The sequence below is a fragment of the Streptomyces sp. NPDC048612 genome (assembly GCF_043199295.1).
Lineage (GTDB): Bacteria > Actinomycetota > Actinomycetes > Streptomycetales > Streptomycetaceae > Streptomyces.
The window spans coordinates 1-22,852 of record NZ_JBICVV010000027.1 but is presented as its reverse complement, the minus strand read 5'-3'; the positions used below and the strand labels follow the sequence as shown (position 1 = coordinate 22,852).

Sequence of the window (22,852 nt, the reverse complement as noted above, 5' to 3'; positions counted from 1 at the left end):
GGGACCCGGCAGGGCGGGGTACGGGGGTCCCCGCCCTGCCGGGCCCCTCGTCGCACACCCGTCGTACGACACGGCGCGGGCGCCCCCCCCGCCCCCCGGGGGGGGGGCCCGCCCCCCGGGGGGGGGTGCCCCAACCCCCCCGGGCGCACAGGCGGGGCCCCGCGGTCGCACGGGGGCCCCCGGGGGGCGCGCCCGGCGCCCCCGGGGCGCCCCCCCGGCGCCCCCCCCCCGCCCCCCCCCCGCCCGGCCCCCCCCCCCCGCCACCGGTGCGAGTGTCCCCTAACGCACCGGAGCGAAGTCGCGGGCCCCGATGTACTCAGGGCGCCGGACGGGTGCCGCGAACGGCTCCACCGCAGCGTTCTCGACGCTGTTGAACACGATGAAGACGTTGCTGCGCGGGTAGGGCGTGATGTTGTCGCCCGAGCCGTGCATGGCGTTGCAGTCGAACCACGTCGCCGAGCCGGCCTTACCCGTGAAGAGGCGGATGCTGTGCTTGTCCGCCATCTTCGTCAGCACCTCGTCCGACGGGATGCCCGCGTCCTGCATCTGCAGCGACCGCTTGTAGTTGTCCTTCGGCGTCGCGCCCTCGCAGCCCACGAAGTACTCGTGCGAGCCGGGCAGGATCATCAGGCCGCCGTTGGTGTCGTAGTTCTCCGTCAGCGCGATCGAGACCGACACGGTGCGCATGTTCGGCAGCCCGTCCTCCGCGTGCCAGGTCTCGAAGTCCGAGTGCCAGTAGAAGCCGGAGGCACCGAAGCCCGGCTTCACGTTGATCCGCGACTGGTGGACGTAGACGTCCGAGCCGAGGATCTGCCGGGCCCGGCCGACCACCCGCGGGTCGGCGACGAGCTTGGCGAACACCTCGCTGATCTTGTGCACCTCGAACACGGTCCGTACGTCCTGGGACTTCGGCTCGACGATGGAGCGCGGGTCGGCGCGCATCGTCGGGTCGAGTACGAGCCGGTCCAGTTCGGCGCGGTACACCGCGACTTCTTCCGGTGTGAGCAGTTCCCCGATGGCGAAAAAGCCGTCGCGTTCGAAGTCGCTCAGCTCGGACGGCTCGAAGGGGCCGGCCGTTCCGGGCTGCGACCACACCACCGGGTCCTTCCGCGGGGTGATGACCTCAGCGGTCCCACGGGTCGGGTACAGGTCGGCGGTGCGCTCGGGTGCGGTGGTCATGGTGTTGCCTTCCTCTCCTCTCGTACGGAATCTGGCTTACGTGCGCGTGTGTGTGCCTTCCTCAGCGCTGTGGGGCGGGCTGGGTGTGCCTCCGGGGAGGATGGCGCCTCAGACCGTCTCGGGCTCAGACTCCGGTTCGGTGAGAAGCGGGTAGACCCCGTTCTCGTCGTGGTCCTCGCGGCCGGTGACCGGCGGGTTGAAGACACACACGCAGCGGAAGTCCTCCTTGATCCGCATGGTGTGCTTCTCGTGCCCGTCGAGCAGGTACATCGTGCCCGGCGTGATGGTGAATTTCTCGCCGGTCTCGTCGTTCGTGAGCTCGGCCTCACCCTCTACGCAGAGTACGGCCTCGATGTGGTTCGCGTACCACATCGACGTCTCGGTCCCCGCGTACAGGGTGGTCTCGTGCAGCGAGAAGCCGACGCGCTCCTTGGCGAGGATGATGCGCTTGCTCTCCCACGTGCCGGACTTGGCCTTGACGTGGCGGTCGGTGCCTTCGATGTCCTGGAAGGATCGGACGATCACGGTGACTCGGTGCCTTTCTGTGGAACGGTAAGGAACTCTGGGGCCGTTGGGCCGATCAGGCGCAGTCGCGGACCGCGCGGGCGAGGATGCGGAGTCCCTCGTCCAGTTCCTCGGGGGTGGTCGTCAGTGCGGGGAGCAGTTTGACGACCTCGCTCTCCGGGCCGGAGGTCTCGATCAGCAGACCCAGCTCGAAGGCGCGGGCCGCGATCTTGTTGGCCAGGGGCTTGTCGTTGCACTCCAGACCCCACACCAGACCGCGGCCGCGGTACTCGGCGATGGCGTCCGGGTGCTCCTCGGCTATCGCCTTCAGGTGCGCTTCGACGATCTCACCGCGGGCGAGAGTCTGCTTCTCCATCTGGCCGTCGGCCCAGTAGGTGTCCAGCGTCGCGGCGGCGGTGACGAAGGCCGGGTTGTTGCCGCGGAAGGTGCCGTTGTGCTCGCCCGGCTCCCAGATGTCCAGCTCCGGCTTGAACAGGGTCAGCGCGAGCGGCAGGCCGTAGCCGCTGATGGACTTCGAGACGGTGACGATGTCCGGCACGATGCCCGCCTCCTCGAAGGAGAAGAAGGCACCCGTACGGCCGCAGCCCATCTGGATGTCGTCGACGATGAGCAGCATGTCCCAGCGCTCGCACAGGTCGGCGAGGGCGCGCAGCCACTCGGCACGGGCGACGTTGATGCCGCCCTCGCCCTGGACCGTCTCGACGATCACGGCGGCGGGGGTGTTGAGACCGGAGCCCTGGTCCTCCAGCAGCCGCTCGAACCACAGGAAGTCCGGGTAGGTGCCTTCGAGGTAGTTGTCGAACGGCATCGGGGTGCCGTGCACCAGCGGGATACCGGCGCCGGCCCGCTTCATGGAGTTACCGGTGACCGCGAGGGCGCCCAGCGACATGCCGTGGAAGGCGTTGGTGAAGGACACGATCGACTCGCGGCCCTTGACCTTACGGGCCAGCTTCAGCGCGGCCTCGACGGAGTTGGCGCCCGTCGGGCCCGGGAACATGACCTTGTAGGGCAGGTCGCGGGGCCGCAGGATGATGTTCTGGAACGACTCCAGGAAGGCCCGCTTGGCCGTGGTGGACATGTCCAGGCCGTGGGTGACGCCGTCCCGCTCGATGTAGTCGATCAGGGCGCGTTTGAGGACCGGGTTGTTGTGGCCGTAGTTGAGCGACCCTGCCCCGGCGAAGAAGTCGAGGTAGGTGTGGCCGTCCTCGTCGGTCATGCGGCTGCCCTGCGCGCGGTCGAAGACGGTGGGCCAGCTACGGCAGTAGCTGCGGACCTCCGACTCCACGGTTTCGAAGACGCTCAGGTCGGGCTGGGTGATGGTCACAGCATGCTCCTGGGAGATGAGTGGCGAAGGATGAGGAAGTCTGTTGGGGCTGGGCGGTGCCGGCGGTGTCACGGGGTGTGGTGCCGGGTCCCGCATGACCGCTGCGGCGGCGTTGCCGCGCGGTCCTGGGTGCGTCAGTGCTCCGGGCGGGCCGGTGGGGTGAACGGGCCGATGAGGTGGAGCACCTCCGGCTCGTGGCCCTGCTCCGGGAACAGTCCTGCGTCAAAGAGCACCTCGCTCTTGAGCGGCACTGAGTGCCGCTCCGCGAAGGACGCGAACAACCGGTTGGATGCGGTGTTGTCGGGGGTCACGGTGGTCTCGACGAAACGTACGCCCAGCTCGTCCCTGGCCCGGGCGGTGAGCCCGTCCAGGAGTGCGGCCGCCAGTCCCTGCCCACGGTGCGCGTCGTCGACGGCGACCTGCCAGACGACGAGGGTCTCCGGGTGCTCCGGGCGGAGGTATCCGGTGATGAAGGCGGCCGGCTCGCCCTCCGTGTCGCGGGCGACTACGGAGGTGGCGGCGAAGTCGCGACACCACAGCAGGTAGCTGTACGAGGAGTTGAGATCCAGCGTCTTCGAGTCGCGGGCGATGCGCCAGATCGCGGCTCCGTCCTCCACGCGTGGGGTGTCGAGCTTGAAGCCCTCCGGAAATTCTCTGATATCGCTTCGGGCACCGGCATGGTCTGCTTGTGCGGCGGTCATGGGAATTAAATTTACCCAGGGAAAAAGGAAATTGCATCGTGGGCAGGGGTTACGGAAGCGCGCGGGATGTGTTATCGCGCGGGGGCGCCCGTCCGCGCGATGCCACCGCGAGATGTCCCCATTTGACCAGGATGTTCGGGGCGAAACGGACACGTTGTGTAGTCGGTCACAGCTCCGTAACACCGATGAGATCCGTCCGAATTACGGAACTTGCCGCTAGCAAAATCTTGGCGTTTGAGGTGCGGAAAAGCGGGCAGAAGAATACGGGAAGCTGTACTTCAAGGGAATTGGGAATTCGCCGCCGGAAGGCCGGGCGTAAGGCCCATGGAAACCTGTGCGGCAAGAGCGCGACAAGATCCGCGGGGACGTGCGCCAGGCGATCTCGGGGAAGACCGCGCGAAACGTACGCAGTGTTACGGGGAACGTACGGAGAACCGTGCGGCAAGGGTGGCGGAAGCGGTACGGAGAGTGCCGGAGAAGGGGCCGTGCCGAAAGTCCGGGGGAACGCCGGATTCCCGGGGAAACGGCCGGGGAATGCGAGGTGCCGACGGGTTCCGCCGCCGCGGCCACCCGGCGCGCCGCGCCGCCTAAAGTGCCGGTATGACGTCCATGAGTGAAGGTGCGGTACTGCACCTCAAGGGGAGGGTCCTCGTCGGTCCGGACGAGGTGCGCGACGAGCTGTGGGTGGTCGGCGGCCGGGTGACCTTCGACCGGCCGGCGGTGGCACGGGATGCCACCACCGTGACGGGCTGGACCCTGCCGGGTCTGGTCGACGCGCACTGCCATGTGGGCCTGGACGCGCACGGTCCGGTGGACGCCCCCACCAGCGAGAAGCAGGCGCTCACCGACCGTGACGCCGGCACCTTGCTGATCCGCGACGCCGGGTCCCCCTCCGACACCCGCTGGGTCGACGACCGCGAGGACCTGCCGCGGATCATCCGCGCCGGCCGCCACATCGCCCGCACCAGGCGCTACATCCGCAACTACGCCCACGAGATCGAGCCGGAGGACCTGGTCGCGTACGTCGCCCAGGAGGCCCGGCGCGGCGACGGCTGGGTCAAGCTCGTCGGCGACTGGATCGACCGCTCCACGGGCGATCTGGCGGCCTGCTGGCCCCGGGGAGCGGTCGAGGCGGCCATCGCCGAGGCGCACCGGCTGGGTGCCCGGGTGACGGCGCACTGCTTCGCCGAGGAGACGCTCGCCCCGCTCGTCGAGGCCGGTATCGACTGCATCGAGCACGCCACCGGGCTCACCGAGGAGACCATCCCGCTGTTCGCCGAGCGCGGGGTGGCCATCGTCCCCACGCTCGTCAACATCGCCACCTTCCCGCGGCTCGCGGACGGCGGCGCGGCGAAGTTCCCCCGCTGGGCGGACCACATGCGGCGGCTGCACGCCCGCCGCTACGACACCGTGCGGGCCGCCCACGACGCCGGGGTGCCGATCTTCGCCGGCACCGACGCCGGCGGGTCCCTGGCGCACGGGCTGGTCGCCGACGAGGTCCTGGAGCTGACCCGGGCCGGGCTGTCCGCCGAGGCGGCGCTCTCCGCCACCACCTGGGGCGCCCGCGACTGGCTCGGCCGCCCCGGCCTCACCGAGGGTGCCCCGGCGGACCTGGTGGTCTACGAGAGCGATCCGCGGAAGGACGTCCGGGTGCTGGCCGCCCCGCGCCGGGTGGTGCTGCGGGGGCGGGTCGTGGGGTAGCCGCTCGGGTGACCCGGTGAACCGGCGCGGTCAACCCGGGTCACCCGTGAGGTGGGGCGGCTGTGGCGTGGGGGGTGCCCGAGGCCGCACGAATCGAATAAAGGCACGGAAACCACCCATTGGGATGAACTGACGCCACGTGGCTGCCCGTTCACCCTCGGTGCGGACACGATGTGCGGGTCGATGCCGTCGGCCCGCGTGATGTCCCCCATGGACGCGGCCGGCGGCGCCATTTCTCCTGTGAGGGTTCCACACACGTGTCCACCAGTCCCACCAGCTCCTTCGGCATGCCCAGACGCCTCGCCACGGCCCTCGTCGCCACCGCGCTCACGGCCGGTCCCGCCGCCCTGCTCGGCGCCGTGCCCGCGCATGCCACGGGAGAGCAGGGCGCGGCCCGCGGCACCGCCGACGCGGTCGTGCTGCGTACCGGCGTGAACGTCGGGCTGCTCCACAAGACGGTCGACGTCCCGCTGAACGTCGTCCTCAACGAGGTGCACGCCCCGGCCTCCGCCGACAAGACCGCGCTCACCGTCAAGCTCGACGGCATCGACCACGGCAGGCCGTTCAGCGTGCTGCGCGCCGACGCCGCGACCGCACGGGCCACCGCCGACCGCCGCAAGGTCGAGGGCTACGCCAACCTCGTCCGCGCCAAGGTGCATCTGCCCGGCCTGCCGCTGCTCCCCGTGATCGAGGTCCAGCAGGTCACCGCCAAGGCGGTCTGCGAGGCGGGCGCGCGGCCCCGGGCCGAGTCGAACGTGCTGGGCACGGTGCGCGTCCTGGGCAAGAAGGTCACCCTCACCGCGGGCGGCACGACGCAGGTCAAGGTCCCGGGCGTGGGCCGGGTGCGGCTCGACCTGTCCCGGAAGGACGTCACGTCCAAGGGCGCCGCGGCCACCGCCCTCGGCCTCGACGTCTCCCTCAACCCGCTGAAGCTGAACGTCGCCGAGGTGCACGGCCGGATCACCCTGGCCAAGGCCACCTGCACCACACCGCGCGGCAAGGCGCCCGAGCAGAACGGCTCCGGCGGGACCGGCGGCGGGCAGCCGAGCGGCGGCACCACCGGCGGTGAGATCGGCGGCACCGAGCCGGACGGCAAGGGCACCGAGGTGACGCAGGCGGACTCCGGGCCGCGCCCCCAGAACCTCGCGGAGACCGGCGGCAGTTCGGCCACCCCGTACCTCGCCGGCGGCGCGGGGCTGCTGCTCGCCGCGGGCGCCGGGGCGACGGTCTTCGCCCGCCGGCGCCGCACCGCCGCGACACCGGGCGACGGCGGCTGACCGACCCCGTACCCCGCGCCGGTGCTGTGGGGGCGTCGCGCGCGGGGTACGGCCCGGGGTGTGCCGTACGGGCCGCGGACCGTACGGCACACCCCACCCTCGCCGGGGACCCCACCAGGCATGGTGTGCAGGGGGACCCGGCGGGGACCGCCCATGGGCAGCGCTACCCGAGCACCTCGGCCAGCGCCGTGACGAAGCGGTCCGTCGTGGCCCGGTCGCGCACCGCGAGCCGCAGCCAGTCGGGGCCCAGACCGGGGAAGGTGTCCCCCCGGCGCACCGCGAAACCGCGGTCCCGCAGCGCGGCCCGCACCCGGTCCGCGTCCGGCAGCCGGATCAGCACGAACGGGCCTTCCGCCGGGCCGGCCGTCTCGATCTGCCGGAAGGCGGCCAGCCGGGCCAGCAGATGGGCCCGGTCCACGGCGATCTCCCCGGCCGCCGCGGCCGCCTCCGCCAGCGCCCAGGGCGTACAGCAGGCCTCCGCGGCGGCCAGCGCGGGACTGGAGACCGGCCACAGCGGCTGAGCCCGCTCCAGGGCGGCGACGGTGTCCGGACCGGCCAGTACGTAGCCGATCCGCAGCCCGGCCAGCCCCCAGGTCTTGGTGAGGCTGCGCAGCACCACCAGCCCCGGCAGATCCGTGCGCCCGGCCAGCGCCGCCCGCTCGCCGGGCACCGCGTCCATGAACGCCTCGTCCACCACCAGCGTCCGGCCCGGCCGCGCCAAGGAGGCCAGCACCTCCGCGGGGTGCAGCACCGAGGTGGGGTTGGTGGGGTTGCCGACGACGACCAGATCGGCGTCCTCGGGCACCGCGGCCGGGTCCAGCCGGAAGCCGTCCCGCGCGTCGAGCAGCACCCGGGAGACCTCGTGCCCGGCGTCCCGCAGCGCCGCCTCGGGCTCGGTGAACTGCGGATGCACCACCACCGGCCGGCGGGCCGGCAGGGCGCGGGCGAGCAGCACGAAGGCTTCCGCGGCCCCCGAGGTGAGCAGCACCCGCTCCTCGGGCAGCCCGTGCCGCGCCGCCACCGCCCGGCGCGCCGCGCGGCCGTCGGGGTACGCGGCGAGACCGTCCAGCGACGCGGCGATCCGGGCCTTGAGCCAGGCCGGGGGAGTGCCGGTGCGGACATTGACCGCCAGGTCCGTCAGCCCGGCGTCCGCGCCCCGCACCTCGGCGTCACCGTGGTGGCGCAGGTCGGGTCCGGGGGGAGCGGCGGCCGGGGCGGGGCGCCTGTCGGACGTGGTGTGCGGGGGCATGCTCACCGTTCCCCGGTGCCCGCGGCCACCGCGGCCGCGCCGTGTGCCGGCCGGGCGTCCTCCGCCGCCGCCCGGCCCGCGCCCGGCACGCCGTCGCGCAGCGGTGCGGCCGCCAGCGCCGCGTGGTAGCGCTCCATGACCACGTCGGCCACCGCGGGCTCCGGGCCGATCACCGTCGCGCCGAAGACGTCCGTGCCGGGGTGCGCCGCCGCCCAGCCCTCGGCCTGCATGTGCAGCCGCTCCACCGGGCCGCCGGGAAGGACGAAGTAGGGCAGCACCACGATCCGGTCCGGCCCGCCGGAGCCCGCAGCGGTCCCCAGCGTCCGGCACCGGTCGAGGCCGGCCGGGACGTCCGGCGCCGCCTGCGAGACGAAGGCGGTCTCCACGCCCGCGAAGCCGCGCCCCTCCCACAGCAGCCGCGCGGCCCGCGCCACCTCGGCGTTGGCGTGCGGGTCGGCCGCGCCGCGGCCCACCAGCAGCACCGTGGTGCCGGCCCGGTCGGCGGGCCGGCGGGCGCCGCTGCCCATGGCCTCGTCCAGCCGCCGCTCCAGCACGTCGAGCAGCGCGGGGTGCGGGCCCAGCTCGGTGCCGCGGGCGAGGACGAGCCCGGGGTGCCGCTCCGCCGCCCGCGCCAGCACTGCGGACAGCGCGTCCGGCACCGGGCCGGCCGGGGCGGTCAGCAGGGGTATGACGGCGATCCGGGTCGCGCCCCGCCCGACGAGACCGTCGAGGGCGCCGTCCAGGGACAGCGGCGAGTCCGGGTCGCCGGAGAAACCGCCGGCGACCGGCACGTCCGGGTGCCGCTCGCCGAGCAGCCGCACCAGGGCGCGCAGGGCGTCGGCCCCGCCGTCGTCGCGGCTGCCGTGACCGGCGATGAGCAGTGCGGGGGGAGAGGTCGTCACGGGGTCTCCTTGGTACCGGTGGGTCCGCTGCCGGGCGCCGGGTCGCCGGCGACCGCCGTCCACCGATCCGGGCCACGGCGGGGCGGGTTGGGGGAGGTCAAGACGATATCCGCAGCGGAAGAGCGGTCGGTGGCCGCTCCCTCCCTACCAGCGGTAAGGGCACCGCTGTCCGTTACAGCGGGCCCGGCCAGCGCACAGGTCGCGCGGGCCGGCCGGCCGTGCGGAGCCGACTTCCGCTTGCCGGCGAGCAGTTCGGCGCCCGGCCCCGCGGCCAGCAGCGCCGCCGCCTCCGCCACGCTCGGTGTGCCCACGGCGGCCGCCGCGGCCGGGGACGGAGCGGGCACCCGCACCGCCGCCAGCGCCGCCGCCGGGAACGACCGCAGCGGAACGCCCAGCCACCGTGCCGCCCCGAGCAGGCCCGGCTCGGTGGCCCTGGCGGTGACCGTCGCCAGCGCGGTGAGCGGCCGGTCCGTACACCCCGCCGCCGCACGGGCGGCCGCGATCAGCTCCAGCACCTCGGACACCGGGACGCCCCGGCTCGCCCCCACCCCGACGACCAGCGGCATGCCACCGCCGGCCCCGTCGGGGCCCCGGCGCCTCATACCGCCACGACTCCCCGGCCGAAGGCGACCCGGCTGCGCCGCCCCTGAACGACCGCGGTGAGCCCGGCCGGTCCGGCGGTGACCGGCTCTCCCGGCCCATGGTCGAGGACGGCGGCCCCGCCCGTGCCGGGGGTCACCGGGCGGCGTCCGGGGCCGCCGCGCTCCGGGCCGCACTCGCCACCAGCCGCCCGGCCAGCGAGGGTTCGGCGGCCCAGTGCACATGCAGATACGAGGCGTGCACCCCGCCGGACACGAAGCCCTCCACCCGCCGCTCCGGGTGCGTCAGACCCCACGCCGGGTCCGCGCCCGCACCCGGCTCCAGCACCGTGCGGTGGAACTCGTGGCCGCGCACCCGGGTGCCGGCCGCGGCCAGCGCGTTGTCCCGCAGCGCCACCGCCTCCCGGTAGCCGAGGGTGAGCCGTTCGGTCATCCGGGCCTCGGCGGGCAGCACCCCGCACATCGGCTTCCCGTCGATCGACCGGGACAGGTACAGCAGCCCGGCGCACTCGGCGGAGACCGGCGCCCCGGAAGCGGCCAGCGCGGCCACCGCGGCGCGCAGCGGAGCGTTCGCCGACAGGTCCGGCGCGTACATCTCCGGAAAGCCGCCGCCGATCACCAACCCCCGCGTGCCGGGCGGCAGTTGCTCGTCCCGCAGCGGGTCGAACGGGGCGACCTCGGCGCCCGCGGCGGCCAGCAGCTCGGCGTGCTCGGCGTACGAGAAGGTGAACGCGGCGCCGCCCGCGACGGCGATCAGCGGCTTCTCCGGGGCGTCCTTCCCGGCGGCCGGGGCGAGTTCCGCCGCCGGGTCCCAGGGGGTGTCCGGCAGCTCCGGCACCGTACGGGCCAGCGCCAGCAGCGCCGCCAGATCGCAGCCCTCGCGGACCCGCGCGGCGAGTTCGGCCACCGACTCCACCGCCTCGGTCCGGCGTTCGGCGACCGGTACCAGGCCCAGGTGCCGGGAGGGCGTACCGGCCCGTCCGTCCCGGCGCAGCGCGCCCAGCACCGGCACACCGGAGGAGTCCATCGCCTCCCGCAGCAGCTCCTCGTGGCGGTCCGAGCCGACCTTGTTGAGGATCACCCCGGCCAGCCGCACCTCCGGGTCCCAGGAGGCGAAGCCGTGCACCAGCGCGGCCACCGACCGGGACTGCGAGGAGGCGTCCACCACCAGCACCACCGGCGCCCGCAGCAGCTTCGCCACCTGCGCCGTGGACGACAGCTCGCCCATCCCGGAGGCGCCGTCGAACAGCCCCATCACGCCCTCGACCAGCGCGAGATCGGCGCCCGCCGCACCGTGCAGGAACAGCGGCGCGATCCGGCCGGGACCGCACAGATAGGCGTCCAGATTGCGGCCGGGGCGGCCGGTGGCCAGGGAGTGGTAGCCCGGATCGATGTAGTCCGGGCCGACCTTGTGCGGCGACACCACGAGTCCGGCCTCGGCGAACGCCGCCATCAGGCCGGTGGCCACCGTGGTCTTCCCCGCGCCCGACGAGGGCGCGGCGATCACCAGCCGGGGAATCGATCCGCCGCTCACGCGCTGTGCTCCCTGTTCACCATTCGATGCCCCGCTGGCCCTTCTGGCCCTCGTCCATCGGGTGCTTGACCTTGGTCATGTCCGTCACCAGATCGGCGAAGTCCAGCAGCGCCTCGGGGGCGCCCCGCCCGGTGATGACGACATGCTGGGTCCCGGGGCGGTCGCGCAGCACCGACACCACCTCGTCGGTATCGATCCAGCCCCACTTCAGCGGGTAGGCGAACTCGTCCAGCACCAGCAGCTTGTAGGTCTCCGCGGCCAGGTCCCGCTTGACCTGCTCCCAGCCCTCGCGCGCCGCGTCCTCGCTGGAGGCGATGTCGCGCTGCACCCAGGACCAGCCCTCGCCCATCTTGTGCCAGGCGACGGTGCCGCCCTCACCGGACTCCCCGAGCACCTTCAGCGCCCGCTCCTCGCCGACCTTCCACTTGGCCGACTTCACGAACTGGAACACCCCGACCGGCCAGCCCTGGTTCCAGGCGCGCAGCGCCAGCCCGAAGGCGGCGGTGGACTTGCCCTTGCCCTGGCCGGTGTGCACGAACACCAGCGGGCGGTTGCGGCGCTGGCGGGTGGTGAGCCCGTCGTTCGGTACGACGGACGGCTGTCCCTGCGGCATTACGCGGCCTTCCTGTTGCCCTGCACGGTCCGTACGAGCGCGGAGACACTGTCCGCGCGCAGTTCGTCGAGGCTGATCGCGGTGCCCTGCAGCTCACGGGCCAGCTCGCCCGCGAGACCGAGCCGCACCGGGCCCGCCTCACAGTCCACGACCACCGAAGCGGTCCCCTCCGCGGCCAGCAGCCGGGCCGCGCGGCCGGCGCGCACCACCGGCTCCGGACCGCCGGTCGCCCGGCCGTCGGTGACGACCACCAGCAGCGGCCGCCGCGAGGCGTCCCGCATCCGCTCCACCCGCAGCACCTCATGGGCCTTCAACAGGCCCTCCGACAGCGGCGTCCGGCCGCCCGTCGGCAGCTGCTCCAGCCGTGCCGCGCCCGCCTCGACCGAGGACGTCGGGGGCAGCGCCAGCTCGGCGCCGCTGCCGCGGAAGGTGATCAGGCCGATCTTGTCGCGCCGCTGGTACGCGTCCAGCAGCAGCGAGAGCACCGCGCCCTTGACGGCGCTCATCCGCTTCCGCGCGGCCATCGAACCGGACGCGTCCACGACGAACAGGACCAGATTGCCCTCCCGCCCCTCGCGTACCGCCTCGCGCAGATCGTCCCGGCGCACCAGCAGCCCCCGCCCGCTGCGCCCGCGGGCCCGCTGGTGCGGCGCCGCGGCCTGCACCGTCGCCGACAGGTGCAGCTTGCCCAGCGCCCCCTGCGGGCGGCGGGCCCCGGTCGTCCGGCCGTGGGCGGTACGGGCCCGGGAACGGCGGCCGTCCGCGCCCTCCCCCAGGCCCGGCACATCGAGGCGCCGGGTCTTGAACGGCTCGGTGGCCCCGACCGCCGGCCGCTCCCCGGCCGCGGCCCCCTGGGGCGCGCTCCCGGGCTCGGGCTGCTCGGCCTGTCCGGGCTGCTCGGGAGACTGCGGGGTCTCCCGGTCTTGCTGGTGCGGGAGTTCGGCCTCCGGCGGGAGCGGGGACTCCTCCGGCCCGCCGTCCTGCGGCGGCTGCCCGCCGCCGTCCGGACCGCCCCCGCCGGGACCGCCGTCCGGACCGTCCGGCTCCGGGTCGTCGTCGCCGTCCGCGTTCCCGTCCGGGTTCTCGTCCGCGTTGTCGTCCGCGCCGAACTCCTCCAGAGTCCGGTCGAGCTTGTCCTCGTCCAGGCCGGGGGCGTCGAAGGGGTTGCGGCGCCGGCGGTGCGGCAGCGCCAGCAGCGCCGCCTGCCGCACGTCCTCCTCCAGGACGTCCGTCCGGCCCGCCCACGCGGCCAGCGCGGTGGCGGTACGCGCCATCACGATGTCCGCGCGCATCCCGTCCACCTCGAACGCCGCGCAGGTCGCGGCGATCTGCCGGAGCGCCGCATCGCCCAGCACCACCCGCGGCAGCAGCTCCCGGGCCGCGGCGATCCGGGCGCGCAGCGCGTCCTCCTCGGCCGCCCAGCCCGCCGCGAAGCCCGCCGGATCGGCGTCGTAGGCCAGCCGGCGGCGGACCACCGCCACCCGCTCGTCGGGCTCGCGCGAGGCGGCCACCTCGACCGTGAGCCCGAACCGGTCCAGCAACTGCGGCCGCAGCTCGCCCTCTTCGGGGTTCATCGTCCCGACGAGCAGGAAACGGGCCGCGTGCCGCACCGAGACACCCTCGCGCTCCACGTACGAGGCGCCCATCGCCGCCGCGTCCAGCAGCAGGTCCACGAGGTGGTCGTGGAGCAGGTTGACCTCGTCGACGTACAGGATGCCGCGGTGCGCGTCCGCGAGCAGGCCCGGCTCGAAGGCCTTCACGCCCTCCGACAGTGCCCGCTCGATGTCCAGCGCGCCGACCAGCCGGTCCTCGGAGGCGCCGACGGGCAGTTCGACCATCCGCGTCGGGCGCTCCTCGACGGCGGCGGTCTCGTGCGGCCCGTCGGGGCAGCCGGGGTCCGGCGCGGCCGGGGCGCAGGCGAAGCGGCAGCCGTTGACCACGTCCACGGCCGGCATCAGCGCCGACAGCGCCCGCACGGCGGTGCTCTTGGCGGTGCCCTTCTCGCCGCGGACCAGCACGCCGCCCACCGCGGGGCTCACCGCGTTCAGCAGCAGCGCCAGCCGCAGGTCGTCCATCCCGACCACCGCGGTGAAGGGGTACTGCGGGGTCGTCTCGTGAGCGGTTGTCATGCTGTGTCGTCCTCCACGTCGCCGTCGAGCTCCGGATTCGTCGTGTGCGTACCCCTCATGGCGCCCCCGGAGGCACGAACGGCAGTCCCTCCGGCACTCCTTCCTCGATCAGCCGCAGCAGCGCGCCGGTGTCCGCGTGCTCCTCGATCAGGTCGCCCAGCCGGTCCAGCTGCTCCTCGCGCAGCACCCCGAAGCGGGTGTCGGGGGCCGGTACGAACGCCCGGCCCGCGTCCGCCGCGACCCGCCGCAGGAAGGCCCGGCGGAAGCCGTCGCTCTCCAGCGAGCCGTGCCAGTGCGTGCCCCATACGGAGCCGGCCCGGCACCCGTCGAGGCTGCGCCCTTGGTCATCGGAGATGAACGCCTCGTCCCCGCCGCTCACTTCGGCGACGCCGTGGTGGATCTCGTACCCCTCCACCGGCTCGCCCAGCGCCGTACCGACCGGCCGCGCCAGCGTCTTCTCCGCCGCGAACCGCACCCGTACGGGCAGCAGCCCCAGCCCGTCGACCACGCCCGCCTTCGACTCGACCTCGTCCTCGATGCGCTCGCCCAGCATCTGGAAGCCGCCGCAGATGCCCAGCACCGGGCGGCCCTCGGCGGCCCGCCGGGCGACCGCGTCCGCCAGCCCGCGCTCCCGCAGCCAGGCCAGCGCCCGGACCGTGCCCCGGGTCCCCGGCAGCACCACCAGGTCCGCGTCGGCCAGCTCCTCGGCGCGGTCCACGAACCGCACCACCACGCCCGGTTCGGCGGCCAGCGCGTCCACATCCGTGAAGTTCGACATCAGCGGTACGGCACAGACCGCCACCCGCAGCACATCCGCCCCGTGCGGCGGGGCCACCACGCTCTCGCGCACCGCGCCGCGCAGCGACACCCGCAGGCCGTCCTCCTCGTCGATGCCGAGCCCGTGCGCGAACGGCAGCACGCCCAGCGTCCGCCGCCCCGTGAGGCCGCGCAGCATCTCCAGCCCCGGCTCCAGCAGCGTCACATCGCCCCGGAACTTGTTGACCAAATAGCCCGCGACCAGCGCCTGGTCCTCCTCGGACAGCAGCGCGGTGGTGCCGAAGAACGAGGCGAACACCCCGCCGCGGTCGATGTCACCGACCACGACCACCGGGATGCGGGCGGCCCGTGCGATACCCATGTTCACGATGTCGGTACGCCGCAGATTGATCTCGGCGGGGCTGCCGGCACCCTCACAGATCACCGCGTCATGGGTGCGCCGCAGCTCCTGGAGGCAGTCCGTGACCGTGCCGAGCAACTGCTCCTGCCTGCCCGCGTGGTAGCCGCGGGCGCTCAGCTCGCCCACCGGCTTCCCCAGCAGCACCACCTGGCTGCTGCGGTCGCTGCCCGGCTTGAGCAGCACCGGGTTCATCAGCGCGGTCGGCTCCACCCGCGCCGCGGCGGCCTGCATCGCCTGGGCCCGCCCGATCTCCGCGCCCTCGCGGGTGACGAACGAGTTCAGCGACATGTTCTGTGCCTTGAAGGGCGCCACCTTGACGCCCTGCCGGACCAGCCAGCGGCAGATGCCCGCCGTCACCACGCTCTTGCCGGCGTCGGACGTCGTCCCGGCCACCAACAAGCCACCGCCGAGGGCCCCGCCCGAACCACCGCCGACCGCCCCGCCGGCTGCCTTCCACCGCCCGTTCACCGGGTCCTCCTCCCGTTCACCGGGTCCTCCTCCTGAGCTTCGGGTCACTACACCCGCCCACCCCCCGAAGGGGGGTGGGCGGCGGGGAAAAAACGGACGGCCTCATACCGGACCCGCCCCACGCCCACGCCCACGCCCGCGCCCCCCGGCTCCCCGAGCCACCGCCGCCCGCGCAGCGCCGCCCGCCACGCGCGCCGCCACCGTCGTCACCAGCGCCAGCGCGCTCACCCGGCGGGAGAGCCGCACCGCCCGCCCGATGTCGTCCACCGCCACCGGCGGCGCCGCGCCGTTGAGCACCGGACGGTGCTCCACCCGCCCGCCGTACGCCAGCGTGCCGCCCAGCCGTACGCCCAGCGCGCCCGCGAACGACGCCTCCACCGGGCCCGCGTTGGGGCTCGGGTGCGCAGCGCCGTCCGCCCGCCAGGCCCGCAGCGCACCGCGCCGGTCGGGGCCCGCGAGCACGGTCAGCGCGGCGGTCAGGCGGGAGCCGGGCCAGCCGGCGAGATCGTCGAGCCGGGCCGCGGCCCAGCCGAAACGGCGGTAGCGCGCCGACTTGTGGCCCACCATCGCGTCCAGGGTGTTCACCGCCCGGAACGCCACCAGGCCGGGCACCCCGCCCAGCGCGCCCCACACCAGGGCGCCCACCACCGCGTCGGAGGTGTTCTCGGCGACCGACTCCACCACCGCACGGGCCATCTGCGGCCCGTCCAGCACTTGCGGATCGCGCCCGCACAGATGCGGCAGCCGCTCCCGCGCCACGTCCAGGTCACCCGCTGCCAGCGCCCCGCCGACGGCCCGCGCCTCCCGGCCCAGCGAGGTGCCGCCCAGCACGGCCCAGACCGTCGCCGCGGTCAGCGCGACCCCGGCGCCACCACGGAGCGACAGCGAAGAAGCGGAAGCCGAGCCCCGCACGGCGCGCTGCAGCAGCGCGGCAGCGGCGGCGGCACCGCCCGCGCACAGCACGGCGTGCGCCGCCCCGTAGCCGCGGTGGTCGCGCCACAGCCGGCGCTCGACGGCGCCCGCCGCCCGGCCGAACGCGGCCACCGGATGGCCACGCCGCGGATCTGCCGCGATCAGGTCGGTGAGAAAGCCGAGGGCCGCGCCGCACGCGTATCCCGCGTGTTCGCCGCGCACCGGATCAGGCCGTTGCCAGGGCGTGTCCGTGATGTCCCGCCCGGCCTCGAAGGAACCCTGCGGCGGTGGGCAGAGAGGATCTCGACGGGCAGCCGGGCATGGCGGTATGTCCTCACTCAGGGTCCGCGCCCTGGCTCGACGTGACGGCGACAAGAGTCTCCTGGCTCCCGGATCGGCGTGTCCTCCGGCCTTCCAGTCCCGCGTACGTCGATCACGTGTGCGCGGCGGACCGTGGCCCTCGTCGGAGGAACGCTCCCCGGTGACAGTGGCGGGACCGCGCCGGATTCACACCGGACTTCCTCAGCTGTCGCCGAATGGCTCCGGCAGTCCACCACGCACCGCGAATGCCCGTCAACTCACCCTTGACCTGCGACGCTGCCCTGTGGCAGGCGCTGTGGCGCACACCACAGCGCGACGGCGACGTCATCGGCGGCCGCCCGCACGCCCTCTGATCCCGCATCACCGTCCGCTGCGCGCCGGCCGGGGCGGCCCACGGACGAGGCGCCCGGCGGACGACGGCTGCTGCCGCGGTCCGCCGGACGCCTCGTCCGGTCCGTCGTGTCCGGCTGTGTCAGCCGGCGACGATCAGATAGATGCCGTAGGCCACCGCGACCGCGCAGAGCGCGAAGGCGGCCATCGCGCCGGCCCGTGCACCGGTGCCCGGTACGGCGACCGCGGCCGCCGCACCCCCGTGGCCGGTCTTGCGGGACGTACCGGCGATGCCGACGGTGAACAGGCCCACGATCCCGACCGTCACACCGAGGGTGACGCCGAAGACCTGGCCGAGAGCTGCCCAGTCGATGCTCATGGAGTTCCTTACGTGATGACAGCTAGCGGGTGACCGTCGCGGCCTTGGCGCGCGGGGTGGTGGGAGCCTCGGCCGCCGGTGCGTCGGCGGTCTCCGGGGCGTCTGCTCCCGGGGCCTGCTGGCCGGCCGGGGGCGGGGAGACGGTGCGCAGCGCGGCGGTGACCACGCCCGCCGGCTCCGCTGCCGGGGCTTCGTTGACGTTGGTGTGGTCGACCGGCTTGCGCCGGGAGGCGGCCCAGATCGCGCCGCAGATGCCGAGTCCGAGGACCGCCACCGCCGCCACGCCCCAGTCGCCCTGTCCGGCCAGGAACGCGGCACCCGCCGCGACCGCACCGGCGGCCGGCAGCGTCAGGCCCCAGGCGAGGACCATCCGGCCGGCCGTGGACCAGCGCACCACGCCGCCCTTGCGGCCCAGTCCGGAGCCCATCACGGAGCCCGAGCAGACCTGGGTGGTGGAGAGCGCGAAGCCGAGGTGGGAGGAGGCCAGGATGGTGGCCGCGGCGCCGGTCTGGGCGGCGAAGCCCTGCGGCGGCTGGATGTCGGTGATGCCCTTGCCCATCGTGCGGATGATCCGCCAGCCGCCCAGGTAGGTGCCGAGCGCGATGGCGAGACCGGCCGAGGCGATGACCCACAGCGGCGGGTCGGCGTGCGGGGCGACCACCCCGCCGGTGATCAGCGCGAGCGTGATCACACCCATCGTCTTCTGCGCGTCGTTGGTGCCGTGGGCGAGGGAGACCAGGGCGGCGGAGGCGATCTGGCCCGCGCGGTAGCCCTTGGCGGTGTCCGCCTCGTCGCGGTTGCGGGTCAGCCGGTAGGTGAGCCGGGTCGCCGCCATCGCGGCCAGGCCGGCGACGACCGGGGCGGCCACCGCGGGGATCAGGACCTTCATCACGACGGCGTCACCGTGTACGCCGTTCGTGCCGACGGACACCAGGGTCGCGCCGATCAGACCTCCGAAGAGGGCGTGGGAGGAGCTGGAGGGGAGACCGGCGAGCCAGGTCAGCAGGTTCCAGACGATCGCGCCGACCAGGCCGGCGAAGATGACCTCTGGTCTGATGCCGGCGCCTTCGTCGATGATCCCCCCGGAGATGGTCTTGGCCACCTCCACGGACAGGAACGCGCCGACGAGGTTGAGGACTGCCGACATCGCCACCGCGGTCTTGGGTCGCAACGCCCCGGTGGAGATGGTGGTGGCCATCGCGTTGGCCGTGTCGTGGAAGCCGTTCGTAAAGTCGAACACCAAGGCCGTGACGATCACGATCCCGATGAGAAGCGTGATGTGTTCCATTCACCCAGGCAATCAGTTCGAAGGTCAGTGTCGCTGGGACCGTACGGAGAGCGGGTGAACGGAAAGTGAACTGGGACGGGCGCGGTGATGACACCACCGCAGTGTTCACGCGGAGGCGCCTCCGGCGTCACTTCCGCATCACCCGTTGGTGAACTTCCTGGGCTACCGCCGGCCCCCAGGGGCCGACGAGCCGCTCCCCGCGGTCCCGTTGTCGCGGAGTCACCTCGACCGTAGGGGGCGAGTCACCCAAGGGGGCGCAGAACCGGTCAATCCCCGGCATTCGCGGAGGTGTCACCGGATGGCGGATACCGGTCGGACGGCCCACCGGCGTACGGTGCCCCGGCCCGCCCGTACGGTGTCGCGCACCACGTCCGCATTCGCCGCACCGCGCCGGAGGACCCATGAAGGACCACCCCGACGACCTCGCCGCCGCCTGGAGCGAACTGGTCGCCACCGCCCGCCGAACGGTCACCGACGGCCTGGTGGTCGGCACCTCGGGCAATGTCTCGCGCCGTATCAGGGACCTGATCCTGGTCACCCCCAGCGGCGTCCCCTACGACCGGCTCGGGCCCGGTGACACCACCGCGGTCGACCTGGAGGGCCGCCAGATCATCGGCGCGCTCCGGCCGACCAGCGAACTCCCGATGCATCTGACGGTCTACCGCGACACCACGGCCACCGCCGTCGTCCACACCCACGCCCCGCACGCCACCGCCGTCTCCACTCTGGTCACCGAACTCCCGCCGGTCCACTACATGACCGCGGCGCTCGGCGGCCCCGTCCGCGTCGCCCCCTACGCCCTGTACGGCAGCGATGAGCTGGCCGCCGCCATGCGCGAGGCGCTGCGCGACCGCACCGCCTGCCTGCTCCAGAACCACGGCACCATCGCCTACGGGGACAGCCTCGGCCAGGCGCTGGACCGCACCGCGCAGCTGGAGTGGATGTGCCGGGTGTGGCTCACCGCGAGCTCCGTACCGGGCCACACCCCGCACCTGCTGTCGGCCGGTCAGCTCGACGCGGCCGCCGACCGGCTGCGCGGCTACGGCCAGCAGGGCGGCCACCCGGGCTGACCGCCCGCCCGGCACGCCGTCGCGGCGGCCGGCCCGCACCCCGCCGCCTCCGGCCCGTCCGGCGCCCCGGCCCCGTCCGCCGCCTCCGGGCCGGACGGGCTCCGGCCGGTCACCCGCCCGACTCCGCCCGGTGGCCGCCCCCGGCACCGCTGCGCACACTGGTGAGGTGCGCCTGGGTACTGCGGCGGCCATGGCCGCCATCACCGTGATAGGTGCCGGGGCGGCCGCGGTGGCGGTCGGCCGGTACGCCAGTGACATTGCCCTGAAACCGTCGCCGGACCAGCCCTTCCCGGGCGACTCCCGCCTCACCGTGCACTCCGCCACCGAGGAGCGCATCGCCCTCACCCGCAGCCTGGCGTCGCAGCGGCCCGGCACGTACGGGCTCACCGGCTCCGGCTGCCACGCCGTCATCGGCGACGTCGTCCACGGCGTCCCGCACCCCGCCGACGCGGTGGTCCGCCGCCTGGTACGGGTCACCCACGGCACCCTCGGGCCGGGCAACCGCATGCGGCTCACCCCGCAGGTGCACATCGGCAACCCCCGCGACGCCCTCGGCCTCGACTGCGCCGACATCGACATCCCCGGCGAACTCGGCCCGCTCCCGGCGTGGTTCGTCCCCGGCGTACGCGACACCTGGGTCATCGCCGCCCACGGCCTGGGCACCACGCGCGAGCACCCCATGGTCGTCATGCCGTTCCTGCACCGTCACCGGCTGCCGGTCCTCGCCCTGTCCTACCGCAACGACCCCGGAGCCCCGCGCACCGGCGACGGCATCCACCACCTCGGCGAGACCGAATGGCGCGATCTGGACGCGGCGATCCGCTACGCGCTGCGCTACGGCGCCCGGAACGTCGTCCTCCACGGCTGGTCCACCGGCGCGACCATGGCACTGCGCGCCGCCACCCGCTCCGCGCTGCGCGACCGGATCTGCGGCCTGGTCTTGGACTCCCCGGTCCTCGACCGGTGCGCCACGGTCCGCGCGCTGGCCGCCGCCCGCGGGGTCCCGCGTGCCCTGCTGCCCCTGGTGGTACGGGCCGCCGAGGGCAGCACCGGCCTGCCCCTCGACCACCCCGCCGACGCCGTCGACCCGGACGAGCTGGAGATCCCCACGCTCCTCTTCCACGGGCCGGACGACGTGATCGCCCCGTGGACGGCCTCCCGTTCCTTCGCCGCCCGCCGGGCCGACCTGATCACGCTTCAGCCGGTCCCGCACGCCCCGCACGCCGCGATGTGGAACGCCGACCCGTCCGGCTACGAAGAGGCACTACGACGCTTCCTCACCCCACTCATGTGACCCCACCCGTGTGACCTGGCGTTCCGGCCGCCCCGGCGCCGGCCCCACCGCCGGCTTCCCCACCCACCGCCCTCTCCTCTCCTTTCCACTTGCTCTGCCATCGCCCGCCCCCCCCGGATGACTCCCGGGTGTACGGGCGGACAACTGCCCTCATCAGGGACGGGGCGGCGGGATGACGGGCCGGTGGCAGTTCGCAAGCGGGGTTCCGATTGGGCTTTCGGGCCGACAGCGGCAACACTGCTCCTGTGACGTCCCGTACTCCGCGCGACTCCCGGCTCCGACTCGTCCCCCGTCAACCGGTTGCGGCCGCCCGCCGGGCGGTGACAACCCGGACCAAGCGCCCGGCGCCCCGGCCACCCGAGGGCACACCGCCGCCCGCGGAACTGGCCCGCCAGGCCCGTGCCGTCCTGGCCGGCGCCGCCCGGCTCGCCCGCTGGGCCGACAGCGTCGGTGCCGGCGCCGCCGGCGGCAGCCTGCGGGCCGGCCCCGACGGAGCGCTGCCGGAGACCGCCGCGGAACGCGCCGCCGAGGCCCTGGGCCTGACACCACAACAGGTCCGCACCGACTGGGACCGGGCCCGGCTGGCCGGACTCGTCGAACTCCACGACGGCCTCGCCCGCCCCGGCTGGCGGCTGCGGGCCTGGGACCGCGACGACACCGCCGTGCTGCGCGGCTGGGTCGCGCTCTTCGACGCCTGGTCGCTGGCCCGCCCGGCCCCGGCCGCCGCCGGCCCCGCGATAGTCGCCGAAGTCGTCGAGGCGCTGCCGCAGTTGCTGTCCCTGCTGCATCTGTCGGCCGGCCCCGTCCGGCTGCCGGTGCTGCTCGACATGCTCGACCAGCGCGTCGCCGAGCTGCGCACCGAACGCTGCGAGGTCCCCTACGGCCAGGACCCGGCGGGCCCGGGCTCCGCCGACGAGGCCGCGGCCGCCGGCGACGCCGCGGGGGCGTCGCTGGCCGCACTGCTGGACTGGGCGCTGGACGCGCTGCGCACCGTCGGCGCGCTGGTGCCGCCGGACGGCGCGGAGGCCGCGCACGAGGGCGCCGAGGCACAGCTGACACCGCTCGGCAACTGGTCGGTGTGGGTCAAGCTGGAACAGATCTGCGTCGCCGCGCAGAGCCCGGCCGGCCACATCGAACAGTCCGCTGAGGCGATGCTGCGCGGCTGCGCCCGGCTCACCCCGGGACCGGCCCGTGCCGAATACCGCGCCTGGCTCGCCGCCCGCTCCGTCGGCGCGGCCGTCGAGGAGCTGCTGACCGTGGCCCGCGGGGAGGACGCGCTGCTGCGCGGTCTGGCCTTCGAGGCGCTGCGGGCGGTCGGCGCCCCGGCCGAGGCCGCCGTACGGGCCGCGGCCGACGAGCCGGCCCTGCGGCCGTACGCCCTGCTGTGGCTGGTCGAGCACGAGGGCGGCGACCCGGAGACCGCGCCCGATGTGCTCACCCGCGAGGAGTCGACCTGGCTGTGGGTGGACACCGCGGCCGCCGTCGCGGACCACGGCGAGACCCAGCTGCTGGTCAGGCACCTGGACTCGGCGGTCCAGGGCTCGGTACCGCGCCTCCTGGAAGAGGTACGCGCCGTCGGCCACCCCAGAACCGTCCAGGTCCTGGTGGCCCTGGCCGCGGCCCACCCCGACCCGGCCCTCGCCAAGGCGGTCCGCCGAGCGGCGTTCCAGGTCCACACGGGTGGGGTGTGACCTCCCACGTTGTCGGCGTTCCCGCCGTGGTGCCTCGCGCTGTTTCGGGTCCGCTGTGCGGGGCGTGGGGTGGGGTGGTGTTCGCGGGTGGCTCCGCCGTTGCGCCTGCGGCGGGCGGGTGGTTGTCGGGTGCGGTGACGGGCCTCCGGGGCAGGGTTTCCGGACTGCTTCGCTTTACGTCCGGAAACC

19 protein-coding genes and 1 riboswitch are annotated in these 22,852 nt (G+C 74.3%); of the genes, 5 read left to right on the top strand and 14 right to left on the bottom strand.

The annotated features are described in order from the left end of the window. Nucleotides 1–279: 279 nt before the first annotated feature. From thpD to ectA, 4 genes are all read right to left on the bottom strand, one after another. Entirely contained in the window at nucleotides 280–1,179 is a 900-nt protein-coding gene (gene thpD, locus ACGFN2_RS30765; protein ID WP_393365874.1) for an ectoine hydroxylase, read from the bottom strand. A 108-nt stretch (nucleotides 1,180–1,287) separates the two neighbouring features. Further along, complete coding sequence (locus ACGFN2_RS30760; protein WP_362613010.1) at nucleotides 1,288–1,704, bottom strand: ectoine synthase; 417 nt, start codon at nucleotides 1,702–1,704, stop codon at nucleotides 1,288–1,290. Between the two features lie 55 nt (nucleotides 1,705–1,759). After that, complete coding sequence (ectB, locus tag ACGFN2_RS30755) at nucleotides 1,760–3,028, bottom strand: diaminobutyrate--2-oxoglutarate transaminase (protein WP_362613008.1); 1,269 nt, start codon at nucleotides 3,026–3,028, stop codon at nucleotides 1,760–1,762. 134 nt (nucleotides 3,029–3,162) lie between these two features. Continuing rightward, nucleotides 3,163–3,729, bottom strand: coding sequence for a diaminobutyrate acetyltransferase (ectA, locus tag ACGFN2_RS30750; RefSeq protein ID WP_393365871.1), 567 nt, complete (start codon nucleotides 3,727–3,729; stop codon nucleotides 3,163–3,165). Between the two features lie 609 nt (nucleotides 3,730–4,338). On the opposite strand from ectA, the gene ACGFN2_RS30745 reads away from it, so the two are divergent. After that, the gene (locus tag ACGFN2_RS30745) at nucleotides 4,339–5,430 is read left to right on the top strand and encodes an amidohydrolase family protein (protein ID WP_393365962.1); all 1,092 of its coding nucleotides are present in this window, start codon (nucleotides 4,339–4,341) and stop codon (nucleotides 5,428–5,430) included. Between the two features lie 287 nt (nucleotides 5,431–5,717). After that, entirely contained in the window at nucleotides 5,718–6,707 is a 990-nt protein-coding gene (locus ACGFN2_RS30740) for an SCO1860 family LAETG-anchored protein (protein ID WP_393365960.1), read from the top strand. A 163-nt stretch (nucleotides 6,708–6,870) separates the two neighbouring features. Here the strand turns inward: ACGFN2_RS30740 and cobC are convergent, their stop codons facing one another. The 10 genes from cobC to ACGFN2_RS30690 all read right to left on the bottom strand — a co-directional run bounded on the left by cobC (nucleotide 6,871) and on the right by ACGFN2_RS30690 (nucleotide 18,608). Next, the gene (gene cobC / locus ACGFN2_RS30735) at nucleotides 6,871–7,956 is read right to left on the bottom strand and encodes an Rv2231c family pyridoxal phosphate-dependent protein CobC (RefSeq protein WP_393365869.1); all 1,086 of its coding nucleotides are present in this window, start codon (nucleotides 7,954–7,956) and stop codon (nucleotides 6,871–6,873) included. Nucleotides 7,957–7,958: 2 nt separating this feature from the next. Continuing rightward, nucleotides 7,959–8,858, bottom strand: coding sequence for a sirohydrochlorin chelatase (locus ACGFN2_RS30730; protein ID WP_393365867.1), 900 nt, complete (start codon nucleotides 8,856–8,858; stop codon nucleotides 7,959–7,961). Beyond that, on the bottom strand, nucleotides 8,855–9,460 hold the full coding sequence (locus tag ACGFN2_RS30725; RefSeq protein ID WP_393365865.1) for a cobalamin biosynthesis protein: 606 nt from the start codon (nucleotides 9,458–9,460) through the stop codon (nucleotides 8,855–8,857). The genes ACGFN2_RS30730 and ACGFN2_RS30725 overlap by 4 nt, the downstream gene beginning before the upstream one ends. A gap of 133 nt (nucleotides 9,461–9,593) precedes the next feature. Beyond that, a complete protein-coding gene (locus ACGFN2_RS30720; protein WP_393365863.1) occupies nucleotides 9,594–10,991 on the bottom strand; it encodes a cobyrinate a,c-diamide synthase in 1,398 nt (465 codons plus the stop codon). A 16-nt stretch (nucleotides 10,992–11,007) separates the two neighbouring features. Next, the gene (gene cobO / locus ACGFN2_RS30715; protein ID WP_018091818.1) at nucleotides 11,008–11,604 is read right to left on the bottom strand and encodes a cob(I)yrinic acid a,c-diamide adenosyltransferase; all 597 of its coding nucleotides are present in this window, start codon (nucleotides 11,602–11,604) and stop codon (nucleotides 11,008–11,010) included. Continuing rightward, complete coding sequence (locus ACGFN2_RS30710; protein WP_393365861.1) at nucleotides 11,604–13,733, bottom strand: putative cobaltochelatase; 2,130 nt, start codon at nucleotides 13,731–13,733, stop codon at nucleotides 11,604–11,606. The genes cobO and ACGFN2_RS30710 overlap by 1 nt, the downstream gene beginning before the upstream one ends. A 55-nt stretch (nucleotides 13,734–13,788) precedes the next feature. Continuing rightward, a complete protein-coding gene (locus ACGFN2_RS30705) occupies nucleotides 13,789–15,378 on the bottom strand; it encodes a cobyric acid synthase (RefSeq protein ID WP_393365859.1) in 1,590 nt (529 codons plus the stop codon). 102 nt (nucleotides 15,379–15,480) lie between these two features. Beyond that, entirely contained in the window at nucleotides 15,481–16,512 is a 1,032-nt protein-coding gene (locus ACGFN2_RS30700) for a cobalamin biosynthesis protein (RefSeq protein WP_393365857.1), read from the bottom strand. A 153-nt stretch (nucleotides 16,513–16,665) separates the two neighbouring features. Further along, nucleotides 16,666–16,815: riboswitch (cobalamin riboswitch) on the bottom strand. Between the two features lie 268 nt (nucleotides 16,816–17,083). Then, complete coding sequence (locus ACGFN2_RS30695) at nucleotides 17,084–17,320, bottom strand: hypothetical protein (RefSeq protein ID WP_393365855.1); 237 nt, start codon at nucleotides 17,318–17,320, stop codon at nucleotides 17,084–17,086. A gap of 22 nt (nucleotides 17,321–17,342) precedes the next feature. Then, nucleotides 17,343–18,608 (bottom strand): inorganic phosphate transporter, encoded by a 1,266-nt coding sequence (locus ACGFN2_RS30690; RefSeq protein ID WP_362612986.1) that lies wholly within the window; start codon nucleotides 18,606–18,608, stop codon nucleotides 17,343–17,345. Nucleotides 18,609–19,009: 401 nt separating this feature from the next. On the opposite strand from ACGFN2_RS30690, the gene ACGFN2_RS30685 reads away from it, so the two are divergent. The 3 genes from ACGFN2_RS30685 (at nucleotide 19,010) to ACGFN2_RS30675 (ending at nucleotide 22,663) form a co-directional block, all read left to right on the top strand. After that, nucleotides 19,010–19,678, top strand: a complete 669-nt coding sequence (locus ACGFN2_RS30685) for a class II aldolase/adducin family protein (protein ID WP_362612984.1) — start codon at nucleotides 19,010–19,012, stop codon at nucleotides 19,676–19,678. Between the two features lie 166 nt (nucleotides 19,679–19,844). Then, entirely contained in the window at nucleotides 19,845–20,972 is a 1,128-nt protein-coding gene (locus ACGFN2_RS30680) for an alpha/beta hydrolase (protein ID WP_393365852.1), read from the top strand. A gap of 245 nt (nucleotides 20,973–21,217) precedes the next feature. Then, nucleotides 21,218–22,663: a hypothetical protein gene (locus ACGFN2_RS30675; protein WP_362612981.1), complete on the top strand. Its 1,446-nt coding sequence runs from the start codon at nucleotides 21,218–21,220 to the stop codon at nucleotides 22,661–22,663. Nucleotides 22,664–22,852 lie beyond the last annotated feature (189 nt).